Source organism: Alishewanella sp. HL-SH06 (assembly GCF_052656265.1).
The window spans coordinates 1,396,011-1,412,450 of sequence record NZ_CP199752.1; the positions used below are offsets into that span (position 1 = coordinate 1,396,011).

At 46.8% G+C, this 16,440-nt stretch carries 13 protein-coding genes; 4 read left to right on the forward strand and 9 right to left on the reverse strand.

Annotated elements, in window-relative coordinates; all coding sequences use genetic code 11:
• Positions 1-204: 204 nt before the first annotated feature.
• Positions 205-3,330, reverse strand: a complete 3,126-nt coding sequence (locus tag ACUJFK_RS06505; protein ID WP_226749847.1) for an efflux RND transporter permease subunit — start codon at positions 3,328-3,330, stop codon at positions 205-207.
• Between the two features lie 2 nt (positions 3,331-3,332).
• Complete coding sequence (locus ACUJFK_RS06510) at positions 3,333-4,388, reverse strand: efflux RND transporter periplasmic adaptor subunit (protein ID WP_445426398.1); 1,056 nt, start codon at positions 4,386-4,388, stop codon at positions 3,333-3,335.
• 220 nt (positions 4,389-4,608) lie between these two features.
• Between ACUJFK_RS06510 and ACUJFK_RS06515 the strand changes: the two genes are divergently transcribed.
• The 4 genes from ACUJFK_RS06515 to ACUJFK_RS06530 all read left to right on the forward strand — a co-directional run bounded on the left by ACUJFK_RS06515 (position 4,609) and on the right by ACUJFK_RS06530 (position 8,290).
• The gene (locus ACUJFK_RS06515) at positions 4,609-5,274 is read left to right on the forward strand and encodes a DUF2982 domain-containing protein (RefSeq protein ID WP_306176888.1); all 666 of its coding nucleotides are present in this window, start codon (positions 4,609-4,611) and stop codon (positions 5,272-5,274) included.
• A gap of 58 nt (positions 5,275-5,332) precedes the next feature.
• On the forward strand, positions 5,333-5,668 hold the full coding sequence (locus tag ACUJFK_RS06520) for a hypothetical protein (protein ID WP_226749850.1): 336 nt from the start codon (positions 5,333-5,335) through the stop codon (positions 5,666-5,668).
• 108 nt (positions 5,669-5,776) lie between these two features.
• Complete coding sequence (locus tag ACUJFK_RS06525) at positions 5,777-7,426, forward strand: DUF342 domain-containing protein (RefSeq protein ID WP_445426399.1); 1,650 nt, start codon at positions 5,777-5,779, stop codon at positions 7,424-7,426.
• A gap of 165 nt (positions 7,427-7,591) precedes the next feature.
• Positions 7,592-8,290 (forward strand): DUF2884 family protein, encoded by a 699-nt coding sequence (locus ACUJFK_RS06530; protein ID WP_226749852.1) that lies wholly within the window; start codon positions 7,592-7,594, stop codon positions 8,288-8,290.
• Positions 8,291-8,338: 48 nt separating this feature from the next.
• Here the strand turns inward: ACUJFK_RS06530 and ACUJFK_RS06535 are convergent, their stop codons facing one another.
• The 7 genes from ACUJFK_RS06535 to rdgB form a co-directional block, all read right to left on the reverse strand.
• Complete coding sequence (locus ACUJFK_RS06535) at positions 8,339-9,391, reverse strand: succinylglutamate desuccinylase/aspartoacylase family protein (RefSeq protein ID WP_226749853.1); 1,053 nt, start codon at positions 9,389-9,391, stop codon at positions 8,339-8,341.
• A complete protein-coding gene (gene rimK, locus ACUJFK_RS06540; protein WP_445426400.1) occupies positions 9,391-10,308 on the reverse strand; it encodes a 30S ribosomal protein S6--L-glutamate ligase in 918 nt (305 codons plus the stop codon). Before rimK ends, ACUJFK_RS06535 begins: the two co-directional genes overlap by 1 nt.
• A gap of 88 nt (positions 10,309-10,396) precedes the next feature.
• Complete coding sequence (gene mgtE / locus ACUJFK_RS06545) at positions 10,397-11,746, reverse strand: magnesium transporter (RefSeq protein ID WP_445426401.1); 1,350 nt, start codon at positions 11,744-11,746, stop codon at positions 10,397-10,399.
• 12 nt (positions 11,747-11,758) lie between these two features.
• A complete protein-coding gene (locus tag ACUJFK_RS06550) occupies positions 11,759-12,721 on the reverse strand; it encodes a magnesium transporter CorA family protein (protein WP_445426402.1) in 963 nt (320 codons plus the stop codon).
• An 80-nt stretch (positions 12,722-12,801) separates the two neighbouring features.
• Positions 12,802-14,661 carry a DUF885 domain-containing protein gene (locus ACUJFK_RS06555; protein ID WP_445426403.1) on the reverse strand — a complete coding sequence of 620 codons (1,860 nt, stop codon included), beginning with the start codon at positions 14,659-14,661 and terminating at the stop codon, positions 12,802-12,804.
• Positions 14,662-14,685: 24 nt separating this feature from the next.
• Positions 14,686-15,828: a radical SAM family heme chaperone HemW gene (gene hemW, locus ACUJFK_RS06560; RefSeq protein WP_226749858.1), complete on the reverse strand. Its 1,143-nt coding sequence runs from the start codon at positions 15,826-15,828 to the stop codon at positions 14,686-14,688.
• Complete coding sequence (gene rdgB, locus ACUJFK_RS06565; protein WP_445426404.1) at positions 15,825-16,439, reverse strand: RdgB/HAM1 family non-canonical purine NTP pyrophosphatase; 615 nt, start codon at positions 16,437-16,439, stop codon at positions 15,825-15,827. The genes hemW and rdgB overlap by 4 nt, the downstream gene beginning before the upstream one ends.
• Position 16,440 lies beyond the last annotated feature (1 nt).

The following is a 16,440-nucleotide window of genomic DNA, read 5'->3' on the forward strand; positions in this document are numbered from 1 at the left end:
ATGCAATTATCCCTTCATGTTTCAGCTCTTTCTATCGCACAACGGACACAGGAATAACCGGCTGACAATACTGTTTTAACCCTGGTGTTTAATGCATGGCGCGACTAAGTTAACGGATGAACGCGACATGTTAAGTAAGCCATTCAGCCAATAAAAACGGGAGCCTTAAGCTCCCGTTTGTGATCAATCAGCTGCAGTTAGGCCTTATTTTGGCACTACCTCGTCAGCGGCATGCTCATCAGGTGCAGCTAATTCGAGTTCTTCTAGCTTACGACTAATCGAGCGTGGTGAACCTGTATTGCGTGCAATAGCAATATAGACCACCGGTACCACATAGATGGTTAACAAGGTTGCTAAGGCAACGCCGGCTAATATCACCATACCGATAACCATGCGGCTTTCAGAGCCAGGGCCGGTTGCCAATACCAGCGGTAAGCTACTCATTACCGTAGTAAAGGCAGTCATCACGATTGGGCGCAAACGTTGCGCTGCGGCACGTTTTACCGAATCTTCAAATGCTACTCCGGCATCGCGTAGTTGGTTAGCAAATTCCACAATCAAAATACCGTTCTTCGCCACTAAACCGATCAGCATCACTAAACCAATTTGGCTATAGATGTTCAGCGTCATGCCTGCAAAGTAAAGGCCTGACAAGGCTCCGACTAAGCCAAGAGGCACGGTAACCATGATCACCAGAGGGTGTATAAAGCTTTCAAATTGTGCGGCTAATACCAAATAAGTGATAACCAGTGCTAGCACGAAAACCAGCGCCGTAGAGCGGCCACTTTCTTGAAAGAGTAACGACTCGCCTTTATAGTCAACGCCCACAGTGTCATTGATATCCGTTTTGACGATATTTTGCAGATACTCCAGTGCTTCGCCCAAGCTATAACCATCCGCCATACTACCGGTGATGGTAATCGACCGCATCCGGTTGTAACGGTTTAGGCTGGAAGCTGTGGCTTCTTCACGCAGCGTCACTAAGTTATCTAAAGGAATTAACTCGTTGCTACGATCCGAGCGAATATAAACGTTACTGATTTTAGTTGGCGCGCGGAAGTCATCATCTAAACCTTCGATAATCACATCGTATTCACGACCACGGTCTAAGAAGGTGGTGACGCGGCGGCCACCGAGCATCGCTTCCAGTGAGCGGCCAATGGCACCTACCGACACGCCTAAATCACCGGCGCGATCGATGTCGATATCAACTAAGATCTGCGGTACGGTTTCTTTATAATCGTGATCCAGCATGAGTAAGTTCGGGTTTTCAGCGGCTTTAGCCAGAATAATGTCACGCCATTGCGCTAGCTCTTCATAGGTATTGCCTTGAATAACGAACTGTATTGGACGATTACCGCCGCCACCGCCGCCTAAGCCACTACGCATAAACGTAAAAGCTCGCACGTCAGGCAGTTCGTTTACTTTGCTGCCTATTTCCGTTAGTAAATCTTGTGTCTTGCGTTTGCCGTTATACCAGTTTTCAGTACCAACAATGGCGATACCACCGCTGTTACCCCAACCAGGGACGCGCAATAGCATCCGAGTCAGCTGCCCATCCTCATAGTAAGGCGTTAAAATATCTTCAATTAAGCGCATATTGCGGCTGTTGCTTTGATAACTTGCCCCTTCGGCGGGGCTCATCATCACGAAGAAAGTTCCGCGATCTTCTTGCGGCGCGAGCTCGCTTGGCAGCATTCTGACTAATTGCACACTGGCGACAAAACATAACGTGACCACCACCAAAACCGGCCAACGCTTGGTGCACACTACGGCAAGTTGACGTTGGTAGGCGCTTTCTAGCTTGGCAAATGCCTTGTGTAACCAAGTGCCAAATCTACTTTCACGTTTGCGATGCGACAATATTTTGCTGCAAAGCATCGGTGATAAGGTGAGTGCGACCACACTGGAAAAGGCCACTGCCGCGGCCACCGCCAACGCAAACTCGGTAAAGAGTTTACCTAGCTCACCTTGCATAAAGACAAGTGGTACAAACACCGAGATCAATACTAGCGTGGTTGCCACCACAGCAAAGCCAACTTCGCGCGCACCTCGATAGGCTGCCAGTAACGGCGCTTCACCTTGCTCAATCCGCCGATAAATATTTTCTAAAACGACTATAGAGTCATCAACGACTAAGCCAATAGACAGCACCATGGCTAGCAAGGTCAGCAAGTTAATTGAAAAATCTAATGCATAGAGCACGGTAACCGCCGAGACTAGGGCAACCGGGACGGTAATCGCTGGGATAAAGGTGGCACGGATATTACCCAAGAACAGGAATATCACTAAAATAACCATGCCCATGGCGATACCTAAGGTGTTGTACACCTCTTTAATAGACTCCGAAATAAACACCGAAGAATCATAGCCTGGCTCAATGGTCATGCCTGCCGGGAGATTGACTTTAATCTTTTCCATTTCCGCGCGGGCATTGCGAACCACTTCCAGGGTATTAGCTTTAGATTGTTTAATAATGCCGATACCGAGAATGTTTTTACCGTCGCTGCGAAATTCACCTTCTTCATCTTCAGCGGCCAAGCTAACATCGGCAATTTCTGATAAACGCACTAAGTAATTATTGGCACCGCGTTTGACTACTAAGCGTTCAAAATCTTGTTGCGAGCGGAAAGAGCGTACCACGCGCACAGTAAAATCACGGTCAAAAGATTTGATATTACCGGCGGGTAATTCGACGTTTTCAGCACGTAAAATAGATTCAACATCTTGCACTGTGACACCACGCGCCGCCATTGCATCGCGGTCTAACCAGATACGCATGGCGTAATCGCGTGAGCCACCGAATTGCAAACGGGCCACGCCATCTACCACTGAAAAACGCTCAGCAATATAACGGTTAGCATAATCAGTTAATTCCAGCGTGGTCATGTTTTCGCTGTTTAAGACAAACCAGGCAATGGTATCTTCGTCTGAGTTTGCTTTGAATACTTCTGGTGGATCAGCTTGATCTGGAAGGTTGTTCAGTGCCCGAGACACGCGCTCACGCACATCATTAGCGGCGGCATCAATATCACGTTCAACGTTAAATTCAATGGTGATACTTGAGCGGCCATTGCGGCTACTGGAGTTTATATTTTTGATGCCCTCAACACCGCTGATGCGATCTTCAAGCAACTGCGTGATCTTACTTTCAACAATTTCAGCAGAAGCACCCGGGTAATTGGTATTGATGCTGACTACCGGTGAGTCGATATCAGGGTATTCGCGCAGCGGCAGCATGCTGAAGCAAACGATACCGAAAATCACTAACAAGATGTTAATAACGGTGGCAAAAACCGGTCGCTTAACGGAGGTATCTGATAACCACATCCTTAACCTCCAACTTTATTGATGGTAATGCCGTTGCGAACCTTTTGTACGCCTTCAACAATCACTTCATCGCCTTCTCGTAACCCAGACAAGATCTCTACCCAACCTGGAATGCGCTGGCCAATTTCGATTTCTTTTTGCATCACTTTGTTATCCGCATCGACCACATAGACATATTGCCGGTTTTGCTGCGGTACTAAGGCTTTTTCAGAAATACGCAGTACTTCACGGTTTTCAAGTTGCAAACGTACAGACAATAACATCCCTGGGCGCAGTTTTAAGCTTGCGTTGTCAATTTCACCATGCACGGTGACCGAGCGCGTGACCGGATCTAAACGCGTATCAATGGCCGAGACTTTGCCGCTGAAGGTTTCGTCCTGATAAGCTACGTTAGTCACAGTTAAGGGCATACCTAAGGCCACTTCTGAAAGAAAGCGTTCTGCCACACTAAATTGCACGCGTAGCGTTTGCATATCATCAAGGCTAGTAATCACAGTGCCAGCATTGATGTAAGCCCCTTGGCTAACTTGGCGTAAACCTAAAAAACCGCTGAAAGGCGCACGGATGGTCATATCGTTCAGCTGCTTGCTGGCGATGTCCAGTTGCGCTTGCGTGCTGTTTACGCGGCTTTGTTGTTCATCCAGCATCGATTGGGCGGTGGCTTGGGTTTTAGCTAAGTTCTTCAAACGATCCAACTGCCGAGATTGTTCTACTAACACGGCTTTTAACTCCGCCACACGGGCTTTTTGCTGAATGTCACTGAGTTTGGCAATGATTTCGCCTTTATTAACTTTTTTGCCTTCACTGACGTTGAGTTCTATTAAGAATTCGCTACTTGGCGCAATGAGTTGAATGGAGTTGTTGGCAATACCGGTGCCTATGGCGCCGACTTCGCGACTCATTTCATGTCTTTCAACCTGGGCCGTTTTAACCGAAACCGCGCCGCTAGGTCCACGTCCGCTGTCTTGAACTTGTCCGGATTGCCAGAACAAAAAGCCAACAAAACACAGTAATGCTAACAAAATGAACCATATTAATCGTGAATGTAATTGCGCCAAGGGAACTCCGGAACGTTAAGAAAAATCATCTTGGCTATTGTATGGAATTATCGACCGGTCAGATTCCCTATTATCGCAATCTGACTACACTTGGTCGTATCAGAACGATGTTTCGGAAAATCTCAACCGTTATTGTGGCTGAAATATAGTTTTAGCTGGCTTAAACCAAACAAACACTGGCAGACTATAAAGCAAAGAATACGGGAAAGGGGAGAGCATAATGAGCAAATTATCGCTTGCTGGTTCAGCCAGTAGTGGCGGGGCCAAACTGTTGCTGCTAAGTATTGGCACATTGTTTGTGCTTTTTATCTATACCTTATTATTGGCGGAACAATTTAATTGGTTGCTAGCGGTGGCGTATATAGCCAGTTTTATGGGGATTTTTATTGCTTGGGCAAAATTAGCCGAGCCCAAATACAGTATCGATTGTGATGAACTGGGCGTGCATTATCATCATCGTGCCGGCAGCTGGCTGTTGCCATGGCAAGCCTTTAGTTACAGTGCTGTGCCAAGTATTGGCGGCGAAGATTTGGCATTTATTGGTTTTAAAGTAACAGATTACGATGCGGTGTTAGCAAAACTGCCGTTACGTTTAGCCGTGAAAATTATGACTGAGCAACGGCCTATTTTTTTAGAAGCCATCAAGCAAAGTTGTAGTATTGGCCAGTGCGCGACTGAGTTACTGCGTGAGAAAGATCATTTTACTACTAGCAAGCAGCATTATGATGGTGTTAAAGCGATTTTTGCCCAACGCATGCAGCGTATTACGGCGGCTTGTGGCTTTGAATTGTTAGTGCCTGTTAACGCAGAACCTGCTACTGTGCGTAAATGGTGTCAGGATATTAATCGGCTACGACTGCAACAACTGCATCCTGATGATAACTAGACACTTGTGCCGTGGTGTATAATAATACACCCATTTAAAGTTAGCTGGCAGGGTTAAAATGAGCAGTTATGACAAAGCATTTTTGGTGAGTGGCCGTAACACCATTATTCATAAAAACAAGAAGTTGGATTTGATTATCATCAATGATGATAACAACCCAACGCTGATCGTCACTCGTCATGGCGTTAAGGTGTTTGAAGATGAAGTGCCAGACAGTCGATTAGAAGCTAAAGAGCAGTACATGGAGCTGGTGGATGTTTCCAGTGTTGATGTATTTGGTGAAACAAAAACATTGTTGTTTATTCAAGCGTTAAATAACAAAGAATATAAAGTTGATTACACCAAAAAAGACACCGATATGTTTATTCGTTTACACCAGGATAATTATATCTAAAGCGCTCCATTACACCCTGAAACCCTGCTTTATATAGGGTTAATGTTATTGTTAGATCGTGTCATGGTTCCTTTTGCTTTACCTTTAACCTGAGATAACGGGTTACTTATGCAATTTACTGAGCACAAACTTAAAATAATAATAAAAGTGCCGGTGTCTGCTACTGCTATCAGTGCTGAACTGATCCGCAAAGCATTAATAGACGCAGGTTATGGCCGTTGTTTTGTGCTGCAAGCACAAATCGACGCCTTGCTAGCCGAATACGCTCCCTTGTGTAAACAAGTAGAAAAACAGACTTTGCTTGAAAATAGTGAAGAGCTGGTTTATCCAGTTGCTGAAAAACGCCCAGCAACAGTGACCTTTCAATTATCTGAAGACAAAATGTTAGCTATAGCGACCGTTACTGCGGCTTATGGCGGCGCACCATTGGCTGCCAATGCATTGGTAAAAGCGGCGCAAGAGGCTGGTATTGTCTTTGGCTTTCAAAAAGAACAGATTATACAATTAATCCAAACCAGCAGTCAGGCTGAGCCTGGTGTTCAGCTACAGGCAGAAATTGCTACCGGCAGACTGGCTAAGAATGGTTTGAATTCCCGTTTTGACCCATTAATTCCTGACATGGTGGTAAGACGTAAGCGACCACAGGTCGATTCAATTCATAAAGTGGACTTGCGTGATTTTGGTAGTGTCCCTTCTGTTGTTGCCGGCGATCCTTTGATGCGCCGCTTACCCCCCACGCTAGGTGAGGCGGGCTATACGGTGACCGGCGAAAAAATGCCGGCTGAACCTGGTAAGGTTATCGAGTGGCAATTTGGCAGTGGCGTAGCGCTAAGTAGCAATGACCCCAACCTATTGCTGGCAAAACAAGATGGCTTACCTCGCTCAATTGAACATGGTGCGACCGTAGATGACGTTTTTAATACTTCACAAGTCGATTTAGGATCGGGTCATATCATTTTTAAAGGATCAGTGGTGATCACCGGTAACGTTTCTGCTGGAATGAAAGTGCTGGCAGGTGGCAATGTTTATATCAAAGGTGTTGTTGAAGGAGAATTGATCGAAGCCGGTGGTGATGTGGTGATTGATGGTTCTATTATTGGTCATCAAATCAGCGAAGGCGATCAGCATTTTACAACGGTTGTTAAAGCTAAGGGCGATATTCATTGCGCGTTAGCACAGTACTCTGAATTAAATTGTCAGGGGTCACTCTTCGCCAGTAAATACTTAATGCACTGCAAGGTCGAAGCTAAAACAGTATTGGCAGGTAGTGAGGATAAAATTAACGGCAAAATTGTCGGGGGGCATTATCTGCTGGCAAATGGTCTTAGCTGCGGTCAGCTCGGCTCGCCGTCGAATAGTCCGGTGATGATCCAATTGAACCGTTTAATTACGCCTTTATTGGAACAACAACGTTTACTTCGAGAGCAGTTAGTGTTGAGTCGACATGAGCTTGAAGAGTGCAAAGCACAAATTGAGCAACTGCGTAAAGCGTCCGCCGGTAAAGGTGATCCGCAATTACAAATGTTTGAATTGGATTTTCAGCAACAACGAGAGTTGGTTAAAGCCTTGATCACTGAAGTAAAAGCTCTTGAAGAGCAGCGCCAAAACATTTTGCAAACATTAGAAATTAAGGTTACGCAGCAGTTATTTTCTGCCGTTGAAGTGCAGTTTGGACCACAGAGTGTGCGTACCCGACGTGAGCATAGCCCTTCTCGAATTAAGATCAGTGAGGGGCGTCCGCTGATTGAACCTTTGTAACATAGCCGCAATGCGACCAGCTGGAGCTACTTTGCGTTATTAGGTCGTGTAAATTGTCTGTTTTTTTTCTATGCTATACCTCAATTCAATAACTGAGCTTTTGCGGTGCCTTTACTTCTCGTTTTGCTGTTATTATTTTGTTTTCCGGCTGCAGCCAATTGTAATATGGCATTTCGTTATGGCGTATTAATCTCGCCTGAGCATATTCGAATGATGCAAAACAATCGTACGCATGTGCAAATCAATCATGATCAGCAATTGTTTGTGCGCGGTGAGTTGCAAACACTCAGTGAAGAAGAACAGCGCTTACTGCAGCAATATGCCGAAGGTTTACGTAAGTTCGTGCCTGAGATTGTCAGCTTAGCCGTCGATGGTGTTGAAGTGGGGTTATCCAGTATCGAAGCCATGTTAGCTGGCGTGGGTAGTCAATCTCAGCAAGACGAGTGGCGCGCGCTGATCCGTGAAACTACCTTTCAATTTTTATCGCGTTTTGTGCGCAGTGGCGACCACTTTTATCTGGCGCCGCAAAGCTTGAACGAGTTAGACAACTTTCTTAATCGTGAACTCAAACCGCAGTTAACCAGCTTAGCGCGGCGCACTGTCGGTGCTGTGTGGGGCGCATTGCGCGATGCGTTACGTCAATCAGATAACAACTTTGAGCGGGCCGAAACTCAAGATTGGCAGTCTGTGAATCAATTGATGGAAAAGATCACCTTGGGTATGGACGAAAAAATGGTCGAGCTTGAAGCGAAATCAGCCCTGTTTTGCCAACGCATGCGCGAGCTGGACCATATTGAATCAAAACTGCAAAAGCGTATTGCCAGCCTAGCGCAGTTTGATGTGGTGGTTGAAAAGCCCGAATAGCCGTGTGTGCTTTAGACGGACTATTTACCTCTGGCGCTGTCATGGCGCTTATACCACGCCATACTCATCTTGCAGCGATACCGGCATCGAGTTATCGACTTCATCACTGATTGCATCCAGCGTCTTTTCCGCTTCTTCCAATGAGCTGACTTCGGCAATATGAAACAATGCCTCACCTTCATTGACTAGCGGTAAGTTATTGCGGCCAATCACCACTCCCGCTAAGGTGGCATGAATAGCCACTTCAAAATCAGAGTAGGGTGAGTAAATATGAGCCAGTAAATCACCTTGCTGTACCGTTTGTCCTAGGCTGACATAGTAGCGGGCGATACCATCGTGCTCAGCTCTCACCCAGCTACTTTTTTTAGTAAACAGTGAGTCTGTTTTTTTGCCGCGTTTTAAGCGACTCAGCATACCAAGATCTTGCATCACGTTAACAATGCCACGCACGCCGATTTTAATCGATTGCTCGTCGAAGCGCAGTGCTTCACCCGCTTCATATAACAAAATGGGAATGCCCATATTATTGGCCGTGCCGCGCATGGTGCCATCACGTGTAGCGGCTTTGACGATAATCGGTGCGTTAAAGCTCTCTGCCATGCGCAGCGCCATTTTATCTTTGGCGCTGGCGCGAACTTGTGGCAGGTTTGCCCGATGGATGGCCCCCGTGTGCAAATCGATGGCATGGCTGCACTTTGACAGCACTTGATTGGTAAATTGGAATGCCATGCGACTACCCAGCGAGCCTTTTTCACTGCCGGGGAAACTGCGATTAAGATCGCGCCGATCGGGCAGGTAACGTGATTGCTGCACAAAGCCATAGGTGTTGACGATTGGCACGACGATTAAGGTGCCTTTGAGTCGACTTAACCTTGGCAGTTTAAGCAAACGTCGACAGATCTCGACCCCGTTTATTTCATCACCATGCAGGGCCGCCGTGATTAACAACACTGGCCCATCTTGGCGGCCATGCACCACATGCGCGCCGATATTCAGTTCTGTGTGGGTATAAAGCTTACCAAAAGGAATATCCACTACCGCGCGTTCACCTGCAGCGATATAGGTATTAGCCAGCATAAAAGGGGGACGAGTTGTACTCATTAGCCGGTGCCTTTGGTTTTTAATGGTTTTTTGCTTTGATGGCTTGCAACCTTTTTCTCTAGATAGCGAATGATCATGCCGGCCACATCTTTTTCGGTGGTGGTTTCGATGCCTTCTAACCCCGGTGAGCTATTGACTTCCATGACCACCGGACCATGATTAGAGCGCAGTAAATCAACACCCGCTACATCTAAACCCATGGTTTGCGATGCCGCTAAGGCGGTTTTACGCTCTTCTGGCGTAAGGGTGATCTTCGTGGCACTGCCGCCACGATGTAAGTTTGAACGAAACTCGCCGGCTTTAGCTTGGCGTTTCATCGAGGCCACGATTTTATCGCCCACCACGAAACAGCGTATATCGGCACCGTTCGCTTCGCGAATGTATTCTTGTACCAGGATATGCGCATTTAAGCCCATAAAGGCATCAATCACGCTTTCTGCCGCGGTGCGGGTTTCGGCTAACACCACGCCAATACCTTGGGTCCCCTCTAACAGTTTAATGACCAGCGGCGCTCCGCCGACCATGTCAATTAAATCGGGAATATCACCGGGCTTATCCGCAAAGCCCGTGATCGGTAAACCAATACCTTGGCGTGCTAATAATTGTAGTGAGCGTAATTTATCGCGTGCGCGACCAATGGCGACTGATTCATTTAGCGAGTACACGCCCATCATCTCAAATTGGCGCAGTACTGCGGTGCCATAAAAGGTAATTGAAGCACCAATGCGTGGGATAACCGCGTCAAAGCGCTCGAGCACATCACCTTTGTAGTGAATCGAGGAATTACTGCGGTTAATGTTCATATAACACATTAACGGGTCGAGCACTCTGACCTCATGGCCAGCGTGAGTAGCGGCTTCTACCAATCGTTTGGTGGAATACAGCTCAGCGTTACGCGACAAAATCGCTATTTTCATAAAGGCTCCTGCCTGCTCGCCAGGTTGGCGCAGACACTAAACACCAGGGGACTGACAATCGATCGATTGTCAGGAATTCGGCAGGCTATTATGCCAGTAAAAATAGCGAACCCAGCCCTAGGAATGCAAAAAAACCGACGACATCGGTCACGGTGGTCAAAATAACTGAACCCGATAAGGCCGGATCAATTTCCAGTTTATCTAACCAGCGAGGAATAAAGACACCGCAGATAGCCGCAATAATAATATTAATAATAATCGCCACACCAATGATGCCGCCAATCAGCCAGCTACCAAACCAAAAGAAGGTGATCACCGCGATGACGATTGACCAAAGCAAGCCATTTAATGCGGCAACGCCAATCTCTTTGCGCAACAGCGCAACATAGGTTTGTTCAGTAATTTGTTCGAGCGCCAAGCCGCGGATCATCAGCGTAAGCGTTTGACTGCCCGCAATGCCGCCCATACTGGCGACAATAGGCATCAGCACGGCTAGGGCGACCACTTCTTGTAATGTCGCCTCAAATAAACCGATAGTCCAAGCAGCTAAAAATGCGGTAAGTAAATTAATGCCGAGCCACACAGCGCGGCGTTTGGCACTAATGAAGACCGGTGCGAATAAATCTTCTTCTTCATCTAAACCGGCGGTGTGCATGAATTGGCTTTCTAAGCTGCGCCTCACATTTTCTAATGCTTCACCAATAGATAAGCGGCCCAATAATTTACCCTCGGCAGAGACGACCGCTAGGGCGGTATATCCAGAGCGAGAGACCATATCTGAGCCTTGGTCTAAATCTAACTGACCATCAACGACCGGGGCTTCATTATCAATAAAGCTTTCAATCGGCAAATGGCTACCGCGACCCAGCAAGCGACTGGCGGAGACTTGTCCGGCATAGCGGCCGGTGCGGTCAATCACAAATAAGGTTTCTTGGTATTCAGCGTCTTCAGGCAGACTTTGAAACAGCCGAATGGCATCACGCACACGCGCATTTTTATTTAAGATGAGTAAGTCATGATCGGCATAACGACCACACTGATCTTCATCATAGGTTAAAGCGATCTCAAGCCAACGGCGTTGACTGGCGTCCAGGCGTGAGCAGGCGTAATCGTAAAGGCGAGGGGGCAATTCTTCCAATAACTCAAGTAAATCATCAACTTCCATTTCCTCAACGAGGGTACGCAGTTGTTGATCATCGAGTTGTTTGAAAATGTTCTCTCGCGCATCGACCCGCATATGGGTTAAGGCACTAACTTGATCTTCTGCCGCTAAGCCGAGCCAACAGTTTAACCGCTGCTCTAGCGGCATAGACTCTAACGCTAACGCCAGCTCAGACGGTTCTAATTCAGTTAGCCGAGTCAGCAGCTGATTTAATTCGTCTTCATCGAAACTGTCACGGACAATTTCTTCAATATCAAGATGTTGGCTCTCTACCATACAGACTCCTTGTTACCACCAATTCTTGAACTTAAACCAGATTAGACTACCCAGCCCGACAAAAAACATCACGATTAAAGCAATAAAATAACCGTTTTTGTACATTAATTCTGGCATATTAGCAAAATTCATCCCATAAATGCCGGCAATAAAGGTTAAGGGAATAAAAATCGTGCTGACCATGGTTAATACTTTCATGCGTTCGTTAATTTGATGTGACGTTGTCGACATATAGCCATGCACTAAGTCGCTAAGCTGATCATAATACATGTCGGTCATGGAGTGCAGTCGTTCAAATTTTTCATAAAAGTCACGCACATCGGTGCTAAGAAACATTTTACTCATTGGATGCAGCTCTTCGTAACTGGCTTCGGCAAAAATATCTTTTTGGTAAGCCAAGTTGCGACTGACTTTGCGTAATACCGATCGGTAGCGCATCATGGTGGACATCAGTTCATCGTCACCTTTTTGCAGCATAACATCTTCGAGTTCACTTAATTCGTCCTCAAAAATCAGCAGCTTACCTAAGTAGCTCGCCGATATAGCAAGGATAACTTGCTTAACCCAATCGCTGACGGTGGCATTTTTTTTCTCCGCTAATTGCGGTTGTAATTGGCTGGTGAGTAAGGGATCGTGACACTGAATTTTACTGATCAGAATATCGCGAGAAAATAACACATTAACCTGTGCGCTTTCGGTCAGCTCGCTAAAGTCGGGATCGGCATAACCCCTTAAAATCAGTAAAGAAAAGTCGTCTTGGGCTTCAAACTTAGGCGGGTGACGCTGACGTGTAAAATCTTCTAACATGGTCGGCGCAATCGCCAATTTCTGCATGACATGCAGCTCTTCTTCACTACTCGCCTCAGATAAATCGATCCAGATCGGGCTGGTAAATTGAAAGCCATCAGATAAGGCTTTTAACTTTCGTTGTTGCCAAGTAGTCGATTCGTGATCAAAAAAACATAATGTAATCATGCAGGACCTTATTGGTTTTTGTTTTTAATTCTGCCCAACACATCAAGGCGTGTTGGGCAGTGGGGTCCAGAGAGTTGGCCTTAGCTGGCGTTTTGCGTGGTGCGCTCGCGGATATAGTCGTTGACTAATTGCTCAAGCACATCCAACGGCACGGCACCATTGGCAAGAACCACTTGATGGAACTCACGAATATCAAACTGCTCGCCCAATTGCTCTTTCGCGTGCTGGCGTAATTCTAACAGTTTCATCATACCGACTTTATAAGCGGTGGCTTGACCTGGCATCACAATATAACGCTCGATAGCTTTTATCGCATCGTTTTCAGGGTTCGGTGTGTTATCCATCAAATACTGGATGGCTTGTTCACGTGTCCAGCCTTTAGCATGAATACCGGTATCAACCACTAACCGCGCTGCGCGCCATAACTCCATCGCTAAGCGGCCAAAATCTGAATAGGGATCTTGATAGAGCCCAATTTCTTTTGGCACCAGTTCAGAGTATAGACCCCAACCTTCAATATAGGCAGTGAAGCCACCAAAACGGCGAAACTTAGGAATACCTTCTAGCTCTTGCGCTATCGCTAATTGCATATGGTGCCCCGGAATGCCCTCGTGATAGGCCAGCGCTTCCATCTGATAAATGGGCATACTGCTCATTTGATATAAGTTGGCGTAATAGATACCTGGGCGCGAGCCGTCCATTGATGGCCGCTGATAAAAAGCTTTACCGGCACTGGCTTCGCGAAACGGCTCAACCACTTTGACAATCATCGGTGCCTTAGGCTGCACGATAAACAGCTCATCCAGCCGGGTGCGCATATTATCGATAAGTGCAGTAGCTTCGGCTAAATAAGCGGCTTTACCCTCTGCGGTTTCAGGGTAATAGAATTGCGGCGCTTCGCGCATAAACACAAAAAACTCGGCTAAGTTACCCGCAAAGCCGACTTGCTGCATGATGGCCTGCATTTCTTTATGAATGCGAGCGACATCATCTACGCCTAATTGATGGATGGTAGCGGCATCCATATCCGTGGTGGTCATACGGTTTAAACGATTTTGATAAAACGCCGCGCCTTTCTCAAAACGCCAAACCCCATCATCGGTACCGGCTAATTTTTCTAGCTCGCCAAGATAACTGATTAACTGCTGATAAGCTGGGCCAACGCTGGTTAAAAGCGCGACCTTCGCTTCATCTAACAGCAGTTTTTGTTCTGCAGCTGGCAAATTTAACGCGGTGACCTTGTTGGTAAAGTCGCTTAGAAGGGTGCTATCTCCTTCCTCAGTAAAAGGGGCGCCCTGTAACAAGTTTTCGCTAGCGCTTTTTACGTGCGGAAAAACAAACTTTGGCACAATAATGCCAAGATCAGCGCGCTGTTTTAATTGTTCTTTTAACTGCTCGAATAATTTGGGCACGGCATTTAACCGAGCGATATAGGCTTTTGCATCACTGATATCACTGATTTTATGCTGATTAATCAACAGCGAGGGCACTTGTGAGTGCACGCCATACATCTGATTAACGGGGTAGCTGTATAAACGCCACTCTGCATCGGTCAGCATATCTTGTAATTGCTGCTGCATTAACTGATAACTCAGGCGGGTTTGTGCATCTAAATCAGCAGGGTCGATGGTGGCTAACAATAAAAGGTGTTCACGCGTTTGCGCTAATTCTGCGGCGAAGGCACTGTCGCTCAGATCTTGCCACTTGTCATAATCATCTTTGATGCCCAAGCTGGTTTGTAAAATGGGGCTACGCTGCACACGTTCATTAAAAATGCGTTCAAAGAGTTGATTGGCGCGCTCATTCACATCTACTTGCTGCTGTTGCGAAGCGGGCTCGCTGACATTCGTTTCCGCGGGTTTTGGGCCGCAACCGCTAACTAAGGCGGCAGATAACAGCAGTGGCAATAAAGCTAGAGTATATTTAGGTTTTTTCTGCATTGTACTTCCTTTATCTTGTCGCATCTAAATAAATAGGGTCAGTAAATCGTTTAGGTAACGTGCCCCTAAAGGCGTGATTTGCCAATGCCCCGGTATTTCGCGCAGCAAACCTTTGTTAATGGCGGTGGTGATTGGCTGCGTGATATAGCTTAAGGGTAAGCCAGTATAGGCCGTAAAGTCGGCCATCGGACAAGGCTCAAGCAAGCGGAAGCGATTCATAAAAAATTCGAAGGGGCGATCCTCCGGCTCCACTTGCTGGCGCTCATCCAGATAGCTACGGCTTAAATCCATATAGCCTTTTGGATGTTTTACTTTAACCGTGCGCAAAATACTGTTGCGGCTGGGTAAGGTAATCTTGCCATGTGCACCACAACCAATACCAAGATAATCGCCATAGCGCCAGTAATTCAAGTTATGTTGACACTGATGACCTGTTTTACTGTAGGCCGAGGTTTCATATTGCTGATAACCCGCCGCGCTTAATAAAGCCAGACCCTGTTGCTGAATATCCCAAAGAATATCGTCATCAGGTAAGGTCGGGGGTTTTGAAGCAAAAGCGGTATTCGGTTCAATGGTCAGCTGATACCAAGATAAATGCGGTGGTTGTAATGCAATGGCTTGGGCTAAATCATCTAACGCAGCAGCGACGGTTTGCCCCGGCAGACCATGCATTAAATCAAGGTTATAACTTTTTAGCGGTAAGGTTGCGGCTAGCTTAGCCGCGCGACACGCTTCGTCGGCGTTATGAATACGCCCCAGCGCGCTTAATTGTGCCGCTTGAAACGTTTGTACACCAATCGAGAAGCGCGTAACACCCGCTGCGACATAACCGGCGAAACGTTCCGCTTCAAAAGTCCCAGGATTAGCTTCCATCGTCACTTCAAGTTCGGGTTGCGCGGGCATACGGCTTAATACACCGTCGAGGATCTGCTTGATGCCGTCAGCACTAAACACGCTTGGTGTGCCACCACCAATAAAAATACTGTGCAAAGGCCGTTGCCGTACTAGGTGTAGATCTTCATCTAAGTCATTGAGTAAATGTGCGATATATTCTTGCTCAGGAATGCCTTGTTTCACAGCATGCGAATTAAAGTCGCAGTAGGGACATTTTTGAATACACCAAGGAATATGGATATACAGTGCTAAAGGCGGTAATTGCAAACTCAAGTTGCCGCCTTATTACTTTGCGCTAATGACATTAACTTTACCAATTGCTGCAAGGCCTGTGCTCGATGGCTCTGTTGCTTTTTTTGGTAAGGGCTCAGCTCTGCTGCAGTTTTATTTAAGTCGGCCAGATAAAAAATGGGATCATAACCAAAGCCACCTTCACCGCGAGCAACTAAGGCAATTTCACCTTGCCACTGACCATGACAGACAAGTGGCGTTGGATCGGCTGCATGGCTTAAATACACCAACACACAATGAAAGGTTGCTTGACGATGCGCTGGCGGGACATCAGTTAAAGCGCTGAGCAATTTCTCACAGTTTTGCTGATCGCTCGCTCCCTGACCGGCATAACGTGCCGAGTATATACCGGGTGCGCCGGCTAAGGCTGCAACAGCTAAGCCGGAGTCATCGGCGATGGCCGGGAGACTGGTAATGGCGGCAGCATGCCGCGCTTTTAAAATAGCATTTTCAATAAAGGTTAAGCCGGTTTCCTCGGCATCGGTTACGCCTAAACTGCTTTGTGTAACCACCTCTAACGAGAAGGGCGCTAACATGGCGGCTAATTCTGCTACCTTGCCTTTATTACTGGTCGCTAATACGACTTTATTCATG